Annotated in this window: 14 protein-coding genes; 1 reads left to right on the forward strand and 13 read right to left on the reverse strand. The window is 47.1% G+C overall.

The features are described from left to right. The 4 genes from ACWJJX_RS13550 to hemA are packed head-to-tail and all read right to left on the reverse strand — an operon-like array spanning position 1 to position 3,954. Positions 1–783 (reverse strand): uroporphyrinogen-III synthase, encoded by a 783-nt coding sequence (locus ACWJJX_RS13550; protein WP_454023036.1) that lies wholly within the window; start codon positions 781–783, stop codon positions 1–3. Next, on the reverse strand, positions 773–1,714 hold the full coding sequence (gene hemC, locus ACWJJX_RS13555; RefSeq protein WP_232213398.1) for a hydroxymethylbilane synthase: 942 nt from the start codon (positions 1,712–1,714) through the stop codon (positions 773–775). Before hemC ends, ACWJJX_RS13550 begins: the two co-directional genes overlap by 11 nt. Positions 1,715–1,748: 34 nt before the next feature. Continuing rightward, positions 1,749–2,579 (reverse strand): cytochrome c biogenesis protein, encoded by an 831-nt coding sequence (locus ACWJJX_RS13560; RefSeq protein WP_003152629.1) that lies wholly within the window; start codon positions 2,577–2,579, stop codon positions 1,749–1,751. Between the two features lie 7 nt (positions 2,580–2,586). After that, a complete protein-coding gene (gene hemA / locus ACWJJX_RS13565) occupies positions 2,587–3,954 on the reverse strand; it encodes a glutamyl-tRNA reductase (RefSeq protein ID WP_003152628.1) in 1,368 nt (455 codons plus the stop codon). 194 nt (positions 3,955–4,148) lie between these two features. Between hemA and ACWJJX_RS13570 the strand changes: the two genes are divergently transcribed. Next, a complete protein-coding gene (locus ACWJJX_RS13570; RefSeq protein ID WP_014305520.1) occupies positions 4,149–4,640 on the forward strand; it encodes a hypothetical protein in 492 nt (163 codons plus the stop codon). 32 nt (positions 4,641–4,672) lie between these two features. On the opposite strand, the gene yihA is transcribed toward ACWJJX_RS13570, so the two are convergent. The 9 genes from yihA to leuB all read right to left on the reverse strand — a co-directional run bounded on the left by yihA (position 4,673) and on the right by leuB (position 16,916). Beyond that, positions 4,673–5,260, reverse strand: a complete 588-nt coding sequence (gene yihA, locus ACWJJX_RS13575; RefSeq protein ID WP_003152626.1) for a ribosome biogenesis GTP-binding protein YihA/YsxC — start codon at positions 5,258–5,260, stop codon at positions 4,673–4,675. Next, the gene (lon, locus tag ACWJJX_RS13580) at positions 5,257–7,581 is read right to left on the reverse strand and encodes an endopeptidase La (protein ID WP_052827698.1); all 2,325 of its coding nucleotides are present in this window, start codon (positions 7,579–7,581) and stop codon (positions 5,257–5,259) included. The genes yihA and lon overlap by 4 nt, the downstream gene beginning before the upstream one ends. Before the next feature lie 199 nt (positions 7,582–7,780). Then, positions 7,781–9,439: an ATP-dependent protease LonB gene (gene lonB / locus ACWJJX_RS13585; RefSeq protein WP_003152622.1), complete on the reverse strand. Its 1,659-nt coding sequence runs from the start codon at positions 9,437–9,439 to the stop codon at positions 7,781–7,783. A gap of 149 nt (positions 9,440–9,588) precedes the next feature. Then, the gene (clpX, locus tag ACWJJX_RS13590; RefSeq protein ID WP_003152620.1) at positions 9,589–10,851 is read right to left on the reverse strand and encodes an ATP-dependent protease ATP-binding subunit ClpX; all 1,263 of its coding nucleotides are present in this window, start codon (positions 10,849–10,851) and stop codon (positions 9,589–9,591) included. 271 nt (positions 10,852–11,122) lie between these two features. Further along, positions 11,123–12,397: a trigger factor gene (tig, locus tag ACWJJX_RS13595; RefSeq protein WP_454023037.1), complete on the reverse strand. Its 1,275-nt coding sequence runs from the start codon at positions 12,395–12,397 to the stop codon at positions 11,123–11,125. 216 nt (positions 12,398–12,613) lie between these two features. After that, the gene (ddcA, locus tag ACWJJX_RS13600) at positions 12,614–13,618 is read right to left on the reverse strand and encodes a DNA damage checkpoint antagonist DdcA (protein WP_454023038.1); all 1,005 of its coding nucleotides are present in this window, start codon (positions 13,616–13,618) and stop codon (positions 12,614–12,616) included. A 117-nt stretch (positions 13,619–13,735) separates the two neighbouring features. Continuing rightward, on the reverse strand, positions 13,736–14,335 hold the full coding sequence (leuD, locus tag ACWJJX_RS13605) for a 3-isopropylmalate dehydratase small subunit (RefSeq protein ID WP_007408146.1): 600 nt from the start codon (positions 14,333–14,335) through the stop codon (positions 13,736–13,738). Positions 14,336–14,350: 15 nt separating this feature from the next. Then, on the reverse strand, positions 14,351–15,769 hold the full coding sequence (gene leuC, locus ACWJJX_RS13610; RefSeq protein ID WP_454023039.1) for a 3-isopropylmalate dehydratase large subunit: 1,419 nt from the start codon (positions 15,767–15,769) through the stop codon (positions 14,351–14,353). A 49-nt stretch (positions 15,770–15,818) separates the two neighbouring features. Next, positions 15,819–16,916 carry a 3-isopropylmalate dehydrogenase gene (gene leuB, locus ACWJJX_RS13615; protein WP_003152604.1) on the reverse strand — a complete coding sequence of 366 codons (1,098 nt, stop codon included), beginning with the start codon at positions 16,914–16,916 and terminating at the stop codon, positions 15,819–15,821. Positions 16,917–16,922 lie beyond the last annotated feature (6 nt).

Raw genomic sequence — 16,922 nt, forward strand, 5'->3', positions numbered from 1 at the left:
TTATCTATCCTTTCCCGACATGCTGCACATGACGTCCAGCATGCCTTCAATCGTATAGGTGTCAGGCACATGGGATGAGATCCCGTATTCCAAGAGCGCTTTCTCTGTCAAAGGGCCGATGCTGATATAGCTCGCACCGCTGTTTTCCCACGCTTTTTCTCCGTCTCCGACCGCGCGCATAAACGTATGCACCGCCGATGAGCTGGTAAACGTAATAAAATCAAAATGAGAGCGGGATGCAGCCCGTCTCAGCTCGTCCATGCCTTTTTCATCCTGAATGGTATTGTATAACACCCATTCCCTTATTTGATAGCCAAGCGGCTCAAGCTCCGCTTTTATGACATCGCGTGATAAATTGCCCTTTATCACTGAAATGGGTTCGGCAGCTGATGCGTGCCGTTTTAAAGTATCAGCCAGACATTCCGCCACATACTCGTCAGGCATCGCATCCGTCCGGGCTCCCCGCTCTTTCAGGGCGCGCGCTGTCTTTTCACCGACGGCTGCGATTTTTTTCCGTCCCGAAAGCGCAAGGCCATGCTGATCAAGGTAGGAAAAAAAGAACCGGACACCGTTTACGCTTGTAAACACAAGCCAGCCCGGTTCAGAAAGGTCTTCCCGCAGACTGTCCGCACATTCATCCGGGAGCGCTTCCTGAAAAGCGATCAGAGAGGCGGAAACAGCCGTTCCGCCGAGCGCCTCCACTTTTTTTCGGAACGGTGCTGCCTGTCTTTTGTTCCGGGTGACGAGCACGGTCTTTCCTTGTAAAGGAAGGTCATTTGCCATCCTGTTCGAGCTCCTGTTTCACGCTGTCGATTAGTGCTTTGGCTCCTTTTTCAGACATCATCGCCGCACAGCGTTTCCCGATTTCTACCGGATCATGTCCCGCCGCTGTTTCTTTATAAATCGTCTTTCCGTCCGGAGACGCGACAAGACCGACCAATTCAACCTCATCCCGGTCATTGACGGACGCATACCCGGCTATCGGCACTTGGCAGCCGCCTTCCATCGCGTGTAAGAAAGCCCGTTCGGCTGCTACCGTGCGCTGCGTATACTCATCGGTAAATTGCGCAAACAGCTTCAAAAGCTCTTCATCCGACTCTCTGCATTCAATGGCAAGAGCGCCTTGGCCGACCGCAGGCAGACAGCGGTCCGGTTCGAGAAATTCAGATACGACATCATCTTTCCAGCCCATTCTCGAAAGCCCCGCAGCCGCTAAAATAATAGCATCGTAATCTTCCGTTTCAAGCTTTTGAAGTCTCGTATCGATATTGCCTCTGATCCACTTAATTGTAAGATCAGGGCGTTCAGCAAGAATCTGGGCGCTTCTTCTTAGACTGCTGGTGCCGATGATGCCCCCTTCTTTTATGCCGTCCAGCTTTTGATGCCCTTTTGAAATGAGCGCATCACGCGGATCCTCACGTTTCGGTATGCAGCCTATGACAAGACCCTCAGGCAAAACGGCGGGCATGTCTTTCATGCTGTGAACCGCCATATCAATCTCCTGATGCAGCAGTGCCTGTTCAATCTCTTTGACAAACAAACCTTTGCCGCCCACTTTTGACAGTGTAACATCGAGGATGCGGTCGCCTTTTGTGACAATCTCCCGGATTTCAAAGTCATAGGAAGGATTCAATTCCTTCAGTTTGTTAATCACCCATTTTGTCTGGGTCATAGCCAGTTTGCTCCGTCTGGAACCTACCTTAATCGTTCTCATTTTCTTTCCTCCCGAATCTGTTTGGGCGCGTGCGTTAACTGAACCAATGGAATTGTGACAGGCTTCCGAGCAGGAAGTAATTAATCATCAGCACGAGAAAACATGCTGAATTCCATAACGCCGCCACTTTTCCCTGCAGTTCCTTAATCATTCTGATATATAAATAGTAGCTGTATAAAAGCAGCACAATAAACGAGCCGAGCACTTTTGAATCAAACCAGTACAGCGTTTCCAGCGACACATACGCCCAGATCACGCCTAATATCAGGCTCAACAGCAGCATCGGAACCCCGATGACATTTAAAACGTAAGCCATATAATCAAGTTTTGACAAATCTTCAATTCTCAACAGCCATTTTCCCCATTTTTTCTTCTTTAATAAAGAATATTGAAACTGATAAAGAAGCGAAAAGACAAAAGAAAGGGAAAAAGCGCCGTAAGACAGAATCGCCATTGTAATATGAATGACCAAAAGCTCTGAGACCAGCTGGCCGGAAAAGGCGGCCGAATGCTGATCCGTCGGTGAAAACGTATGGATCGCAATCATCGAGAAACCGATGACATTCGTGAAAAACACGATAAAATCAACGCGCAGAATCTGCGTGACCACAAGTGAGAGCGTGACAAGCACCCACGCATAAAAGTAAAGGGCCTCTGTAATATTCAAGACCGGAAATCTGCCCGTCTGCCACATGAAATAAGAAAGATAGACGGTTTGCAGAGTCCAGACAATAGAAAGCAACCAGAAGGCTATTTTTCCAGCCTTCCGGTTGTGTTGAAGAAAATCTATAAAGTAAAAAAGGACGCTTACTGCATAAATAACAATTGTCGCTTCATTAAGTCTTGCCATTGCTGTATCAATCATACAGCCCTCACTCACTTACAAGCGGACGTAAGCCCGTTTTTGCTTCTGCCTTTTGAAACGAATGAACCGTCTGGCGGTTATCCAGGCTTTTGTCCAGCTGGCGGCCGGCCTCTTCCTCAATATCGAAAATCTGCATAAACAGCTTCAGCTTTTCATCTGAATCCGCTTCAGCCGCAAGCTCTTTCGCTTTCAGAATCGGGTCGCGCAGCATTTGGTTAATGATGCTTTTCGTATGTTTGCTGAGAAGTTTTTTCTCTCTTACCGTCAGATGAGGCAGCTTGCGCTCAATGCTCTGCATCGTATCGGACTGGATGGACAGCGCCTTTTCACGCAGCGCCGAAATGACCGGCACGACCCCGAGCGTATTAAGCCACTGCTTAAACTCAACAATTGCCGCTTCAATAAACAGCTCGACTTTTTCAGCGGTTTCGCGGCGTTCTTGTAAGTTGGCTTCAACGATTCCTTCAAGGTCATCAATATCGTACAGAAAAACACCTTCAAGATCGTTCAGCGCCGGATCGAGGTCTCTCGGCACAGCGATATCCACCATAAATAACGGACGGCCTTTACGCTGTCTGCCCGCTCTCTCCATCATTTCTTTAGACACGACGAAATCACTTGCGCCTGTCGAACTGATTAAAATATCAGCTTCAGCAAGTGCATGTTCAAGCTGGTTTAAGCTGCGCGCTTCTCCGGAGAAACGGTCAGCAAGCGCTTTTGCCTTCAAAAACGTTCTGTTGATGACCGTTACTTTGCCGATACCCTGACCGTGCAGGTTTTCTGCGGCGAGCTCGCCCATTTTTCCCGCACCGAGAATCAAAATGTGCTTATTTGACAATGAGCCGAAGATTTTTTTCGCGAGTTCAACGGCGGCGTAACTGACGGAAACGGCATTGGCGCCGATATCGGTTTCGGCATGCGTGCGTTTGCCGACGGTCACCGCCTGTTTAAACAGCTCATTGAAAATGGTGCCGATCGTCTTTTCTGCCTGCGCCGTTTTAAAGCTCGAGCGGACCTGGCCGAGTATTTGCGTCTCTCCGATGACCATGGAATCCAAACCGCACGCCACACGGAATAAATGCTCGATCGCCGCGTCGCTCTCATAAAATTTCAGAAACGGAGACAGCTCTTCTTTCGGCAGCGAGAACCATTCGGATAAAAATGTCTTTATATAATAACGGCCGGTATGAAGCTGGTCGACCACCGCATATATTTCGGTGCGGTTGCAGGTTGACACGATAATGTTTTCAAGAACGCTTTTTTCTTCTTTTAAACGGAGCATCGCTTCTGCAAGCTCATCCGGCTGAAAACTTATTTTTTCGCGTATTTCAATAGGGGCGGATTTATAATCTACTCCCACAACAAGAATATGCATCGCTTTCATGCACCCCCGTACATCGCAATTTATTTATAATCATTCTAACATAGAATTTATTATTTATAATAATTATAACATAGTTTCTTCGGGAAAATGTGAACAGATTTCAAAAATGTTATGCTATAGTATAAAAAGCTCGTTTCCACTGTAATCATCATACTAAAAATCCTTTACTGCGGGTAGGTGACAGGATGAAAAAAACATCAATTTTATTACCGGGACTTCTGCTAGCCGCTTCATTATTCGCATGGCTTCAGAGCGGACAGGTTCACCTGTTTGCGAATCAGGGGGAATGGCCGGTGCTCCTTATGCTCTTGGGGGCCGTGCTCTTGTATCAGGGCAAAAAGGAAGCGGCCGGGCCTCACGTCCTGATCGGCATGCTTCTTTTCGGCATAGGTTTACACTTTTTCGCCAAACCTGAGCTCTCATGGTGGCCGGGAGATTTTGAAATGATTCTCTTCGTCTTCGGATTCTCCTTATTTGCGGCAGCCAGAAAAGAATATGTATACGAAGCGGCTGCCATGATTGGTTTTTCCCTCTTTTTATACTTCTTTAAACAAATTACGGCGTGGCTGGAGTCCGTCCATATTCCGACGGAACACTTCAAAACATACTGGCCGTATGTTTTCATCGGAATCAGCCTTTTATTATTATTTATCAAGCGGAACAAAACTATACGATAAAACCCAAAACGCACTGCGTTTTGGGTTTTTCATTACCGGCTGATCATTTTTTTAATGGCTCCCCATGCTTCATCTTTGCCTTTTTTCGTTTCAGAGGAAAATAAAATCAGCTCATCTTCAGGATCCATATCAAGCGTCTGTTTGACAACCTTTAAGTGCTTGTCCCATTTTCCTTTTGGAATCTTATCCGCTTTTGTCGCGATAACGATGACGGGAATGCCGTAATACTTCAGGAATTCATACATGTTCACGTCTTCAGCAGACGGCGCGTGCCTGAGGTCGACAATCTGCACGCAGGCTTTCAGCTCTTCGCGGGTCGTCATATAGGTTTCAATCATTCTCCCCCATGCTTCCCGCTCGCTTTTGGAAACTTTCGCAAATCCGTACCCGGGAACGTCGACAAAATGCAATTCATCATTGATGATGTAAAAGTTTAAAGTCTGTGTTTTCCCCGGTTTTGATGACGTTCTGGCCAAGTTTTTCCGATTGATTAATGAATTGATAAAAGATGACTTTCCTACATTTGATCTTCCCGCCAGCGCGATTTCCGGAAGCCCCCCATCTGGGTACTGCTCAGGTTTGACCGCGCTGATCACGATTTCTGACTTTGTGACTTTCATTTCTTCTCTCCTACTAAGGCATGTTCCAAAACGTCATCCAGGTGAGAAACGAATATAAACTTCAGTCCTTCTCTGACGCTTTCTGGAATATCCTCTATATCTTTTTCGTTATCTTTAGGCGCAATAATAGTGGTCAGGCCCGCTCTGTGCGCGCCGAGCGCCTTTTCTTTCAGTCCGCCGATCGGAAGCACGCGGCCCCGCAGCGTGATTTCTCCCGTCATACCGACTTCGCGTTTTACCGCACGGTCCGTTAATGCTGAAACGAGCGCCGTGGCCATCGTAATTCCGGCAGAAGGGCCGTCTTTCGGCACCGCTCCTTCAGGGACATGGATATGAATGTCATACTTCTCATGGAATTTCGGGTCGATTCCGAACTGTTCCGCTTTCGAGCGGACATAACTGAAAGCGGCCTGCGCTGATTCCCGCATGACATCTCCAAGCTTCCCGGTCAGAATCAGCTTTCCTTTTCCCGGTGACAATGACACTTCGATTGACAGCGTATCTCCGCCGACCGTCGTATACGCGAGCCCCGTGACAACCCCGATTTGATCTTCGGTTTCCGCCTGTCCGTATCTGAATATCCGTTTTCCGAGATAGTCGGCCAGATTTTTCTCTGTAACGGTAATGCGTTTTCTCTCCTCAGACACAATGGCCTTTGCAGCCTTTCGGCAAATGGCGGCAATCTGGCGTTCAAGCGTTCTCACGCCGGCTTCCCTCGTATAGTAGCGGATGATGTCCGTAATCGCCTGATCCCGAATCTGCAGGCTGCTCTTTGTGAGGCCGTGCTCTTTGATTTGTTTCGGAAGCAGGTGGTCTTTCACGATCTCCAGCTTTTCGTTTTCAGTGTAGCCTGACAGGCTGATAATCTCCATTCTGTCTCTGAGAGGGCCCGGGATGGAAGCAAGGTTATTCGCAGTCGCGATAAACAGCACTTTCGATAAATCGAACGTCTCTTCAATATAGTGGTCGCTGAATGTGCTGTTTTGTTCCGGATCCAGCACCTCAAGCATCGCCGAAGACGGATCGCCTCTGAAATCAGACGACATTTTGTCGATCTCGTCGAGGAGAAAGACCGGATTTTGTTTGCCGGCTTTTTTCATTCCCTGGATAATCCGGCCCGGCATCGCCCCGACGTATGTGCGCCGGTGCCCGCGGATTTCAGACTCATCGCGCACTCCGCCCAGTGAAATTCTCACAAAACGGCGTCCCATGCTCGTACTGATTGATTTTGCAAGAGATGTTTTACCGACTCCCGGAGGTCCGGCGAGACAAAGAATCGGCCCTTTCAGCGTTTTCGTCAGCTGTTTCACGGCCAAATACTCCAAAATCCGCTCTTTCACTTTCTCTAAGCCGTGATGCTCTTTATCTAAGATTTCCCCGGCTTTTTTAATATCAAGTTTATCTTCTGTTTCATCCGACCACGGAAGGGCGATGAGCCAGTCGATATAGTTGCGGATAACAGAGCTTTCCGCTGAGCTTGACGGCACTTTTTCGTAACGGCTTAATTCCTTAAGCGCCGTTTCTTTGACACGCTCAGGCATGCCTGCTTCTTCTATCTTTTCCGTGAGCGACTGAACTTCGCCGGTTTTTCCTTCTTTGTCGCCAAGCTCCTTCTGAATGGCTTTCATCTGTTCACGCAAATAGTATTCCTTTTGAGTGCGTTCCATCGAACGTTTGACGCGCTGACCGATTTTTTTCTCAATCTCCAGCACTTCTTTTTCATTATGAATGGAACGAATGACCTTATTCAGACGTTCTTTAATATCCGCCGTTTCTAAAATGTCCTGCTTGTCCTTTAATTTCAGCGGGAGATGAGAAGCGACGATATCCGCCATTCTGCCGGGCTCTTCAATATCAGTCACAGCCGCATACGTTTCTGCGGAGATTTTTTTAGAAATTTTTATGTACTGGTCAAAATGGTCCAGCAGCGTCCGCATAAGCGCTTCGTCTTCCACGTCTTTTGAATCATCCTCATGCATCAGCTGTATATCGACCGAAGTATAATCTTCGAGTTCGGTGTATTCAAGGATCTGCGCCCGCTGAATGCCTTCTACAAGCACTCTGATCGTACCGTTGGGCAGCTTCAGCATCTGTTTAATTTTTGTATAAGTGCCGACGGCGAAAATATCCTCTTCACCCGGTTCGTCTATCGAAATATCCTGCTGAGTGGCTAAAAAAATCATATGATCATGCATCATTGCCTGTTCAAGAGCCTGAACCGACTTGTCACGGCCTACATCTAAATGTAAAACCATTGTCGGGTATACCAATAAGCCTCTTAAAGGGAGGAGCGGGATGCTGCGTTTTGTATCTTCTGCCATGTGACTGACACCTCCGTGACTTTAGTATGAACCATTATAATACAACTTTTTCATCGTTGTACAATTCCGGGATCGGGCTTTAATCGGCTTATCCGCCTGCCCTGTATATAAAACAGTCTCTTCGTAGTATACCCTTTCTTTCTGTTCTGAAAAAGGAAAAGATGTCCTCCATAAAAAAACCCCATTATAAAAATGGGGTTTATACAGATTCTTTATTCATTTGGATATCAAACGGTTTTTGTTCTGAAGGAGGGTCCACCAATATGACGTCAAGCACTTCCTGGAACGTTTTTACCGCTTTAATGGTGATTCCGTCTATTCGTTTCAGAATGGACTGCTGATTTTCATATGGGATAATGACCGTTTTTGCTCCGGCCTGTTTTGCGGCTTTAATTTTCGGAATGACGCCGCCGATCGGTTTGACAAGCCCCGTCAGGCTGATTTCTCCCGTCATCGCCACCGTATGGTCGATCGGGATGCGGTGAATCGCGGAAAAAATCCCCGCGGCCATCGCGATACCTGCTGAAGGTCCGTCAATCGGGCCTCCGCCCGGAAAATTGACGTGAATGTCATAGTCTGAAGGTTTGATGCCCATTGTGCGGAGAACCGTCAGCACATTTTCCACAGATCCCTTCGCCATGCTTTTGCGGCGGATCGACTTCGATTGGCTGCCGATGCTTTCTTCCTCTGCAATTCCCGTGATATTCAGGCTTCCTTTGTCCTGCGCAGGTGTGACATTCACTTCGATTTCCAGCAATGCGCCGCTGTTCGGCCCGTAGACGGCAAGTCCGTTCACGATGCCGACTTGCGGTTCATCGGCGATTTTCTGCTCATTTTTAGGTGTGAGCTGACTGGAATGAACAACCCATTCTATATCTTCAGTCGTGATTTCTTTTCTGTCCTCAGTCACCGCCATGCCGGCGGCGATCTGGATCATATTGACGGCTTCACGTCCGTTTCTCGTATATGCGGTCAGCACGCTGAGAGCTTCATCAGAAATCTCTTTCTGAATTTTGTCGGCTGCTTTCTTCGCAACGATTTTAAGTTCATCCTTTTCCAGCTCGCGGAAAAATACTTCAAGACAGCGCGAACGGATGGCCGGCGGAATTTCAGTCGGCATTCTCGTTGTCGCTCCGATCAAACGGAAATCTGCCGGAAGCCCATTTTGAAAAATATCATGGATGTGATTCGGTATTTGCGTATTTTCTTCACTGTAATACGCACTGTCTAAAAATACTTTTCGATCTTCAAGCACCTTCAGCATTTTATTCATCTGAATCGGGTGAAGCTCGCCGATTTCATCAATAAACAATACCCCGCCGTGCGCATGAGTCACAGCCCCCTGTTTCGGCTGCGGAATGCCCGCCTGGCCCATCGCACCCGCTCCCTGATAAATCGGATCATGCACTGAACCGATAAGCGGATCGGCAATCCCCCGTTCATCAAACCGCGCGGTCGTCGCATCAAGTTCAACAAAAACAGCCTGCTTTTGAAACGGTGACTGTTTATGTTTTTTCGCTTCTTCCAATACCAGCCGCGCCGCAGCCGTTTTACCGACTCCCGGAGGACCGTAAATAATGACGTGCTGCGGGTTCGGTCCGCAAAGCGCTGCTTTTAACGCTTTAATTCCGTCTTCCTGGCCGACAATGTCCTGAAAGCTTTTCGGCCGCACCTTTTCTGATAAAGGTTCTGATAAACTGATGGCGCGCATTTTGCGCAGCTGTTCCATTTCCTTTTTTGATTCTTTATCTATCGTCACTTTTTGTGTTCGCTGGTTTTTGAGCAGATTCCAAAAATATAGTCCGATGACTATCCCGAAAAACAGCTGTACAAATAATGCGATCCCTGTCCAACTCATACTGGTCCCTCCTGAAAAAACGATTTATGTATCCAATTCATTCCTCTGTCCGCTAGTATCTCCCAGCAAAGCCCGGAATAAACATTTTCAGAAGGGTCAGGACAAGAAAAAAACCTCCTGATCAAATCGGGTCAGGAGGTTTTGTCGTGTTATGCTGATGTTTTATCTTGGCCGACAACAGTGCCGTCTTTTAATACAAGACGCGGCGCTTCACCGTCTGCGACTGTCGCTCCGGTAATGACACATTTTTCAATATCATCACGGGACGGCAGATCAAACATGACGTCAAGCATGATGCCTTCAATGATAGAACGCAGGCCGCGTGCGCCTGTTTTACGCTCGATCGCTTTTTTCGCAATTTCAGATAATGCCTCGCCTTCAAATTCAAGCTCGACATCATCAAGTTCTAACATTTTCTTGTATTGTTTGACGAGTGCGTTTTTCGGTTTAGTCAGAATTTCAACCAGTGCCGTTTCGTCAAGCTGCTCAAGGCTTGCAATGACAGGAAGACGGCCGATGAATTCAGGAATCAGACCGAAACGGAGCAAGTCTTCCGGGAGAACTTTAGAAAGCAGTTCTTCTTTTTCCAGGTCTGCCGCTTTATTATCTGAGCCGAAGCCGATGACTTTTTGTCCGAGACGGCGTTTGATGATTTGTTCAATGCCGTCAAATGCACCGCCGCAAATGAACAGAATGTTCGTCGTATCGATCTGGATGAATTCCTGATGAGGATGTTTACGTCCTCCTTGAGGCGGCACGCTTGCAACCGTTCCTTCAAGAATTTTCAGCAGCGCCTGCTGAACGCCTTCGCCTGATACATCGCGTGTAATGGACGGGTTTTCAGATTTCCGCGCTACTTTATCGATTTCATCGATATAAATAATGCCTTTTTCTGCTTTTTCCACATCATAGTCTGCTGCCTGAATCAGCTTGAGGAGGATGTTTTCTACGTCCTCACCGACATATCCGGCTTCAGTCAGAGATGTAGCGTCCGCGATCGCAAACGGAACGTTCAGAATACGCGCAAGCGTCTGGGCAAGAAGTGTTTTCCCGCTTCCAGTCGGTCCGATTAAAGAAATATTACTTTTAGAAAGCTCGACATCATCCACTTTACTGTTGGAATTGATGCGTTTGTAATGGTTGTATACCGCAACCGCAAGTGATTTCTTCGCCTGATCCTGTCCGATGACATATTCATTCAGAATCTCACGGATTTCCTGCGGCTTCGGAACGTCTTTAAATTCGACTTCTTCTTCTGTACCAAGCTCTTCCTCTACGATTTCTGTACAGAGCTCAATACATTCGTCGCATATATATACACCCGGTCCTGCAACCAGCTTACGAACCTGATCTTGCGTTTTTCCGCAGAACGAGCATTTCAATTGTCCTTTTTCCTCGTTGAATTTAAACATTCTTTCACCCCTTAATCTTGTCTCACTTTTTCTTTTACCTGAAGGGCAAAAGAAAACGGTTCTTGCTACGATCGAGTATGTATTGCATTTTACCATACTTTCCAGTAAGACGGTAACAATGTGTTTCGCACTTGCACATTCTATATGTATGACGAAAAACAGCCCGGCAATGACTATCTTGCCCCAAGAAAAAGAGTTATATCATAATTGTACAAAACAAGGCACGAATTAATCGCGCCCTGTTTTATTATGTCTATTATTATGAACCATATTAACGGTTTTCTACAAGAAAATCAATTGCTTTTCGAACTTTTAAATCTTCTTTCATCGCGTCAGTTGAACCGATTGCCTGCTTGATGTTTTCAACCGGCATGTTGTAAGCTTCAGCCATTTTAGTCAGCTCAGCTTCAACTTCTTCGTCCGTTACTTCAAGGTTTTCTGCTTGAGCGATCGCTTCAAGAGTCAGGTTTGATTTTACGCGTTTTGCGGCATCTTCTTTCATTTGCTCTTTTAACGCGTTTTCGTCTTGGCCTGAGAATTGAGTGTAAAGCTCAAGGTTCATGCCTTGCATTTGCAGACGCTGTTCGAATTCTTTCAGCATGCGGTCAAGCTCAGTGTCGATCATCGCTTGAGGAACATCAGCTTCAGCGTTTTCAGATGCTTTCAGAACAAGCTCTTCACGCAATTTAGCGTCAGCTTCGTTTTCTTTTGCTTCTTCAAGGCGTTTTTTTGTTTTCTCAGTTAATTCAGCAAGCGTTTCAACTTCTTCGTCAATGTCTTTTGCGAATTCGTCGTTAAGCTCAGGAAGCTCTTTCGCTTTGATTTCATGAATTTTCACTTTGAAAACAGCTGGTTTTCCGGCAAGCTCTTCAGCGTGGTACTCTTCAGGGAATGTTACTTCAACATCCTTTTCAGCGCCTGCTTCAAGGCCTGTTAACTGCTCTTCGAAGCCCGGGATGAATGAACCTGATCCTACTTCAAGTGAGTAGTTCTCAGCTTTTCCGCCTTCAAACGCTTCGCCGTCAACGAAACCTTCGAAGTCAAGAACGACTGTATCGCCGTTTTCAACAGCGCCTTCTTCTTTCACGACAAGCTCAGCCTGACGCTCTTGAAGCGCTTTAAGTTCGTTTTGTACATCTTCGTCAGTAACGACAGTGTCATCTTTTTCGATTCCTAAGCCTTTGTAATCGCCAAGTTTCACTTCCGGTTTTACAGTCACTTTTGCAGTGAAAATTAAGCTTTCGCCTTTTTCGATTTTTTCAACATCGATTTCAGGGCGGTCTACAGGCTCAATGCCGGCTTCTTCAACCGCTTTAGGGTATTCTACAGGAAGTAAAATATCTAAAGCATCCTGGTAAAGAGCTTCAACGCCGAAACGCTGTTCGAATAAACCGCGGGGAACTTTCCCTTTGCGGAATCCAGGAATAGAAACCTGTTTTACTACTTTTTTAAATGCATCATCAAGAGCTGTTTTGAACGTATCCGCATCAACTTCAACCGTTAATACGCCTTCGTTGCCTTCTTGTTTTTCCCATTTTACAGACATGTGTTTCCCTCCAAAAATCTATTCAGGTTGTGTCGGTCTTCCATTCTAAAGCAATCCGCGGCTTTGTCAAAGAAAAAACCGCTTTGAATCAGAATCATTATGTAATGAACTGGCAGCCTGTCCAACCGTAATTCTCATTTCAGTTAAACCGCTATACATAAATACAACCACTATATTATAACATAACGCCTACCGCTTTCAACTATATGGTGTGATTTACAAATAAGAAATTTCTTCAATATCCTTAATCATCGTGCAGGCTTCTTCGAGTTCGCGGCTGTCAAACTCGTACATCATATGAAGTTCCTCCGGCTCAATGTCAATGCCGTGCATCTCGTAACCGACCTTATGAAGCGCAGCCGCCCATAAATCCGCGTTCAAAAACTTCGGCATAAAAGGGTGCAGGACGTACAGATGCCTTCTCCACAGCTCCTCGACGGCAGCGTATAATGTAGGGTTTTCATTGCCGAGCGTTTCATCAAGCACCCGAAGAACGCGGTGCAAAATCGGAGCCGCATCAGGCTGAACCGTTTCACTCGGAACCGCGGTCATTGAATCGCCGAATTTTGTAATATGAACCGGCTTGCTGTAGTCATGCTCCGCCATCAGCGTCAAAATCATCGTCTTGATAAGCGGATGCGAGCCCGGATCTTGAAGAATTGTTTTTAAGAGACCCGTGTATTTTGCAATATTGCGGTCTTTAAGAGAATGAATCAGATTCATTTGTTCAGCGGGGCTGTTCAGCACTTTTTCCGCATCAAGAATGTCCTCGTATTCCTCCTCCCACGCCTCATCCTGCTGATCGGGATCGGTCATTTTGCGGCTGAATTCGAGCAGCCGGTAGAATTGCTCCGCACTTTCTGCGGGCAGCTGGTTTTCTTCCAGCACAGCTTCAATTGTGCTTTTGACTTCTTCATATTGTTTCAGCTGAATTAAAATGGTCATGTACACCTGCAGCACGGTGAAATAATGGCCGTACCCTTCATTCAGCATTTTCTCGCAAACTTGTTTTGCTTCTTCCAATTCCCCGAGTTCCAGAAAACAAATCGCCATGCCTAAATGTACGTCGGACTCGGTATCGCCGTGGCTTACCGCCTCTGAAAACAGTTCGAGGGCCTCCTCATACTGTTTATCCTTCATGGCGGCCATCCCTTTATCAACCAAGCGTTCTTTAAGACGGGGGAAAGGAATGATATCAGCTTTTTTCTTGTCATGCGTCATACTTTATTTCCTTTCAGGCGCTATTTTGTTCAAGTGTATCAACACGCGTCATGAAACACAAGAAAGGATGATGCACACGGTAAAAAAAGCTGCCGGACAGATGCCGGGCAGCTTTTTTCAGGCTTGAAGCCATGAACTCCTTTTCGATTCAAACTGCTGAATGTCGTCCTCCAGCAGAAGTGTTAATGAAATTTCATCATAACCGTTAATCAGCATTTCCTTCCAGTGAGGATCGACTTCAAATGAAATCTCTTTTCCTTCACTGTCATGAATGAGCTGGTTTTCCAAATCAACCGTCATGTTAAGAGACTGATTTTCATATTGGCCGGCGAGTTTTTTCCACTGATCATACGGCATACGGATGGGAAGCATACCGTTTTTAAAACAGTTTTGATGAAAAATATCGGCAAATGACGGAGCAATGATGATTTTGAAGCCGTAATCATCCAGCGCCCAAGGAGCGTGTTCACGGGATGATCCGCAGCCGAAATTCTCTCCGGCAATTAATATGGACGCGCCTTCATAGACTTTGCGGTTTAATTCAAATTCAGGATCAGGCTCCCCGTTCTCAAGGTATCTCCAATCAAAAAACGCGAATCTGCCGTATCCGGTTCTTTCAATTCTTTTCAAAAACTGTTTCGGAATAATCTGGTCCGTATCGACGTTGATCCGGTTTAAGACGGCCGCTTTTCCCGTATGCGTTTTTAAAGGTTCCATCTTTTCGCGCACTCCTTACACAACTGTTTTTTCTTGATAAAACTTTCTTACATCGACGAAATGCCCGTGAATGGCCGCCATTGCCGCCATCGCCGGACTGACAAGGTGTGTTCTCGCGCCTTTTCCCTGTCTGCCTTCGAAGTTGCGGTTGGAAGTGGAAGCGCATCGTTCCCCTTCAGGCACGACATCATTATTCATACTGAGACACATGCTGCAGCCTGATTCTCTCCATTCAAAGCCGGCCTCGAGAAACACGCGGTGCAGCCCTTCTTCCTCGGCCTGCTGTTTCACGCTTTGAGAACCCGGCACCACAATGGCTCTGACGCTGTCGGCGACTTTTCGGCCTTTGATCATATCCGCAGCCTGGCGAAGATCGGTCATCCGCGAATTTGTACAGGAGCCGATAAACACATGCTCGACTTTAATATCTTCAATTTTTTGATTCGGTGAGATTCCCATGTATTCGTACGCGCGGATGGCTTCTTTTTTACCGTCTTCAGAATCAATCGTTTCCGGCGCCGGTATTTGGGCATCGACCGGAAGAACCATGCCGGGATTGACGCCCCATGTTACCATTGGAGAAATCTCGCTGCCGTCTAACACGATGGAATGATCGTATACGGCGCCCGGATCGGTTTTTAACGCTTTCCATTCTGCGGCGGCTTTTTCAAATTCCTCGCCTTTTGGCGCGTATTTACGGTTTTTACAGTATTCAATCGTCGTGTCATCTGGAGCGATCAGTCCCGCCCGTGCTCCCGCTTCTATTGACATATTGCAGACGGTCATGCGTTCGTCCATAGACATTTTTCTGAATACTTCCCCGGTGTATTCAATGACATATCCGGTACCGAATTTCACCCCGTATTTTCCGATGACCGACAAGATGACATCCTTCGCTGTCACTCCTTTTTGGAGCGTTCCGTCAACGCGGATTTCAAGCGTTTTCGGCCGCTGCTGCCATAATGTCTGTGTGGAAAGAACATGTTCCACCTCACTTGTGCCGATACCGAAGGCAAGCGCTCCGAACGCGCCGTGAGTCGATGTATGGCTGTCTCCGCAAACGATCGTTTTTCCCGGAAGTGTCAGACCAAGCTCAGGCCCGACCACGTGAACGATCCCCTGGTCTGCGCTGTGAAGATCCGCAAGACGGACGCCGAACTCCTCGCAATTCCGTTCAAGCGCGGTTACTTGGCGCTTTGCGACTTCATCTTTAATGTCAAAACGGTTGACGGTCGGAATATTGTGGTCCATCGTCGCGAATGTGTTCTGCGGCCGTCTGACCTTTCTTCCCTTCTGCCTTAACCCTTCAAACGCCTGAGGAGACGTAACTTCATGAATGAGGTGCAGATCAATATAGAGAAGGTCGGGTTTTCCTTCACCGCTTTTTACAACATGCCGATCCCAAATCTTTTCGATGATTGTTCGAGGCATCATCTTTGTTTCCTCCCTCTACCTATGAACTAAGACCGCTTTCTTTAAAGCGTCATACTATAGATTTTGTATTCGAGCCGGCTAATGCGGCTTTTACTTTTTCAGTAATGTCATGCGTTCCGGCATATTGGCCGTCCCGGGCGATATCACGTGTACGGCTGCCGTCTGCAAGCACCTTTGCGACCGCTTTTTCCACCGCCTGCGCTTCGTTTTCAAGTCCGAAAGATGTTCTCAAAAGCATCGCCGCTGATAAAATCGCCGCAAACGGATTGGCCATCCCTTTACCAGCGATGTCAGGCGCAGATCCATGCACGGGTTCAAACAAGTGAAGACCTGAACTTGATAAACTGGCTGACGGCAGCATGCCGAGCGAGCCTGTCAGCATGGAGGCTTCATCGCTTAAAATATCGCCGAACATATTCTCAGTTACGATGACGTCAAACTGGCTCGGAGCGTAGATGAGCTGCATCGCGGCATTATCGACAAGCATATGTTCAAGCGTCACATCAGGAAATTCTTTTGCGATTTCATCTGCCGTTTCCCGCCACAGCCTGCTTGAAGAAAGCACATTCGCCTTATCAACGGACGTCACTTTTCCTTTTCTGCCGGCAGCCATCTTAAAGGCTTCTCTGACAACGCGTGCGATTTCTTCTTTCTTATAAAAAAGGGTATCGACCGCTTCCTTTTCTCCCGCTTCATTGACATACTGTCTGCTCGGTTCTCCGAAGTAGAGGCCGCCCGTCAGTTCCCTGACGATTACAAAGTCGACGCCGCTGATATATTCTTTTTTCAGCGGAGACGCCTCAGACAAGCTTTCAAATACGGTCACGGGACGCAGATTCGCAAACAGGCCGAGTTTTTTTCTGATGCCGAGCAGGCCTTTTTCCGGTCTGAGCTCCGGAGGATTTTGGTCCCATTTCGGTCCGCCGACTGCCCCGAGCAGGATGGCGTCGGATCTTTCACAAAGAGCCACCGTCTCCTCAGGAAGGGGGTTTTGATGGGCGTCAATGGCCGCTCCCCCGATCAGTCCGTTTTCAAATTCAAATTCATGTCCGAATTGTTCGGCAACGCTTTTCAATACATCTGCCGCTGATTCCGCCACTTCCGGTCCGATTCCGTCACCGGGAAGCAAAGCAATGCGTTTTTTCAAATCAAA

This window comes from Bacillus sp. YH3-2-B2, from assembly GCF_053663335.1.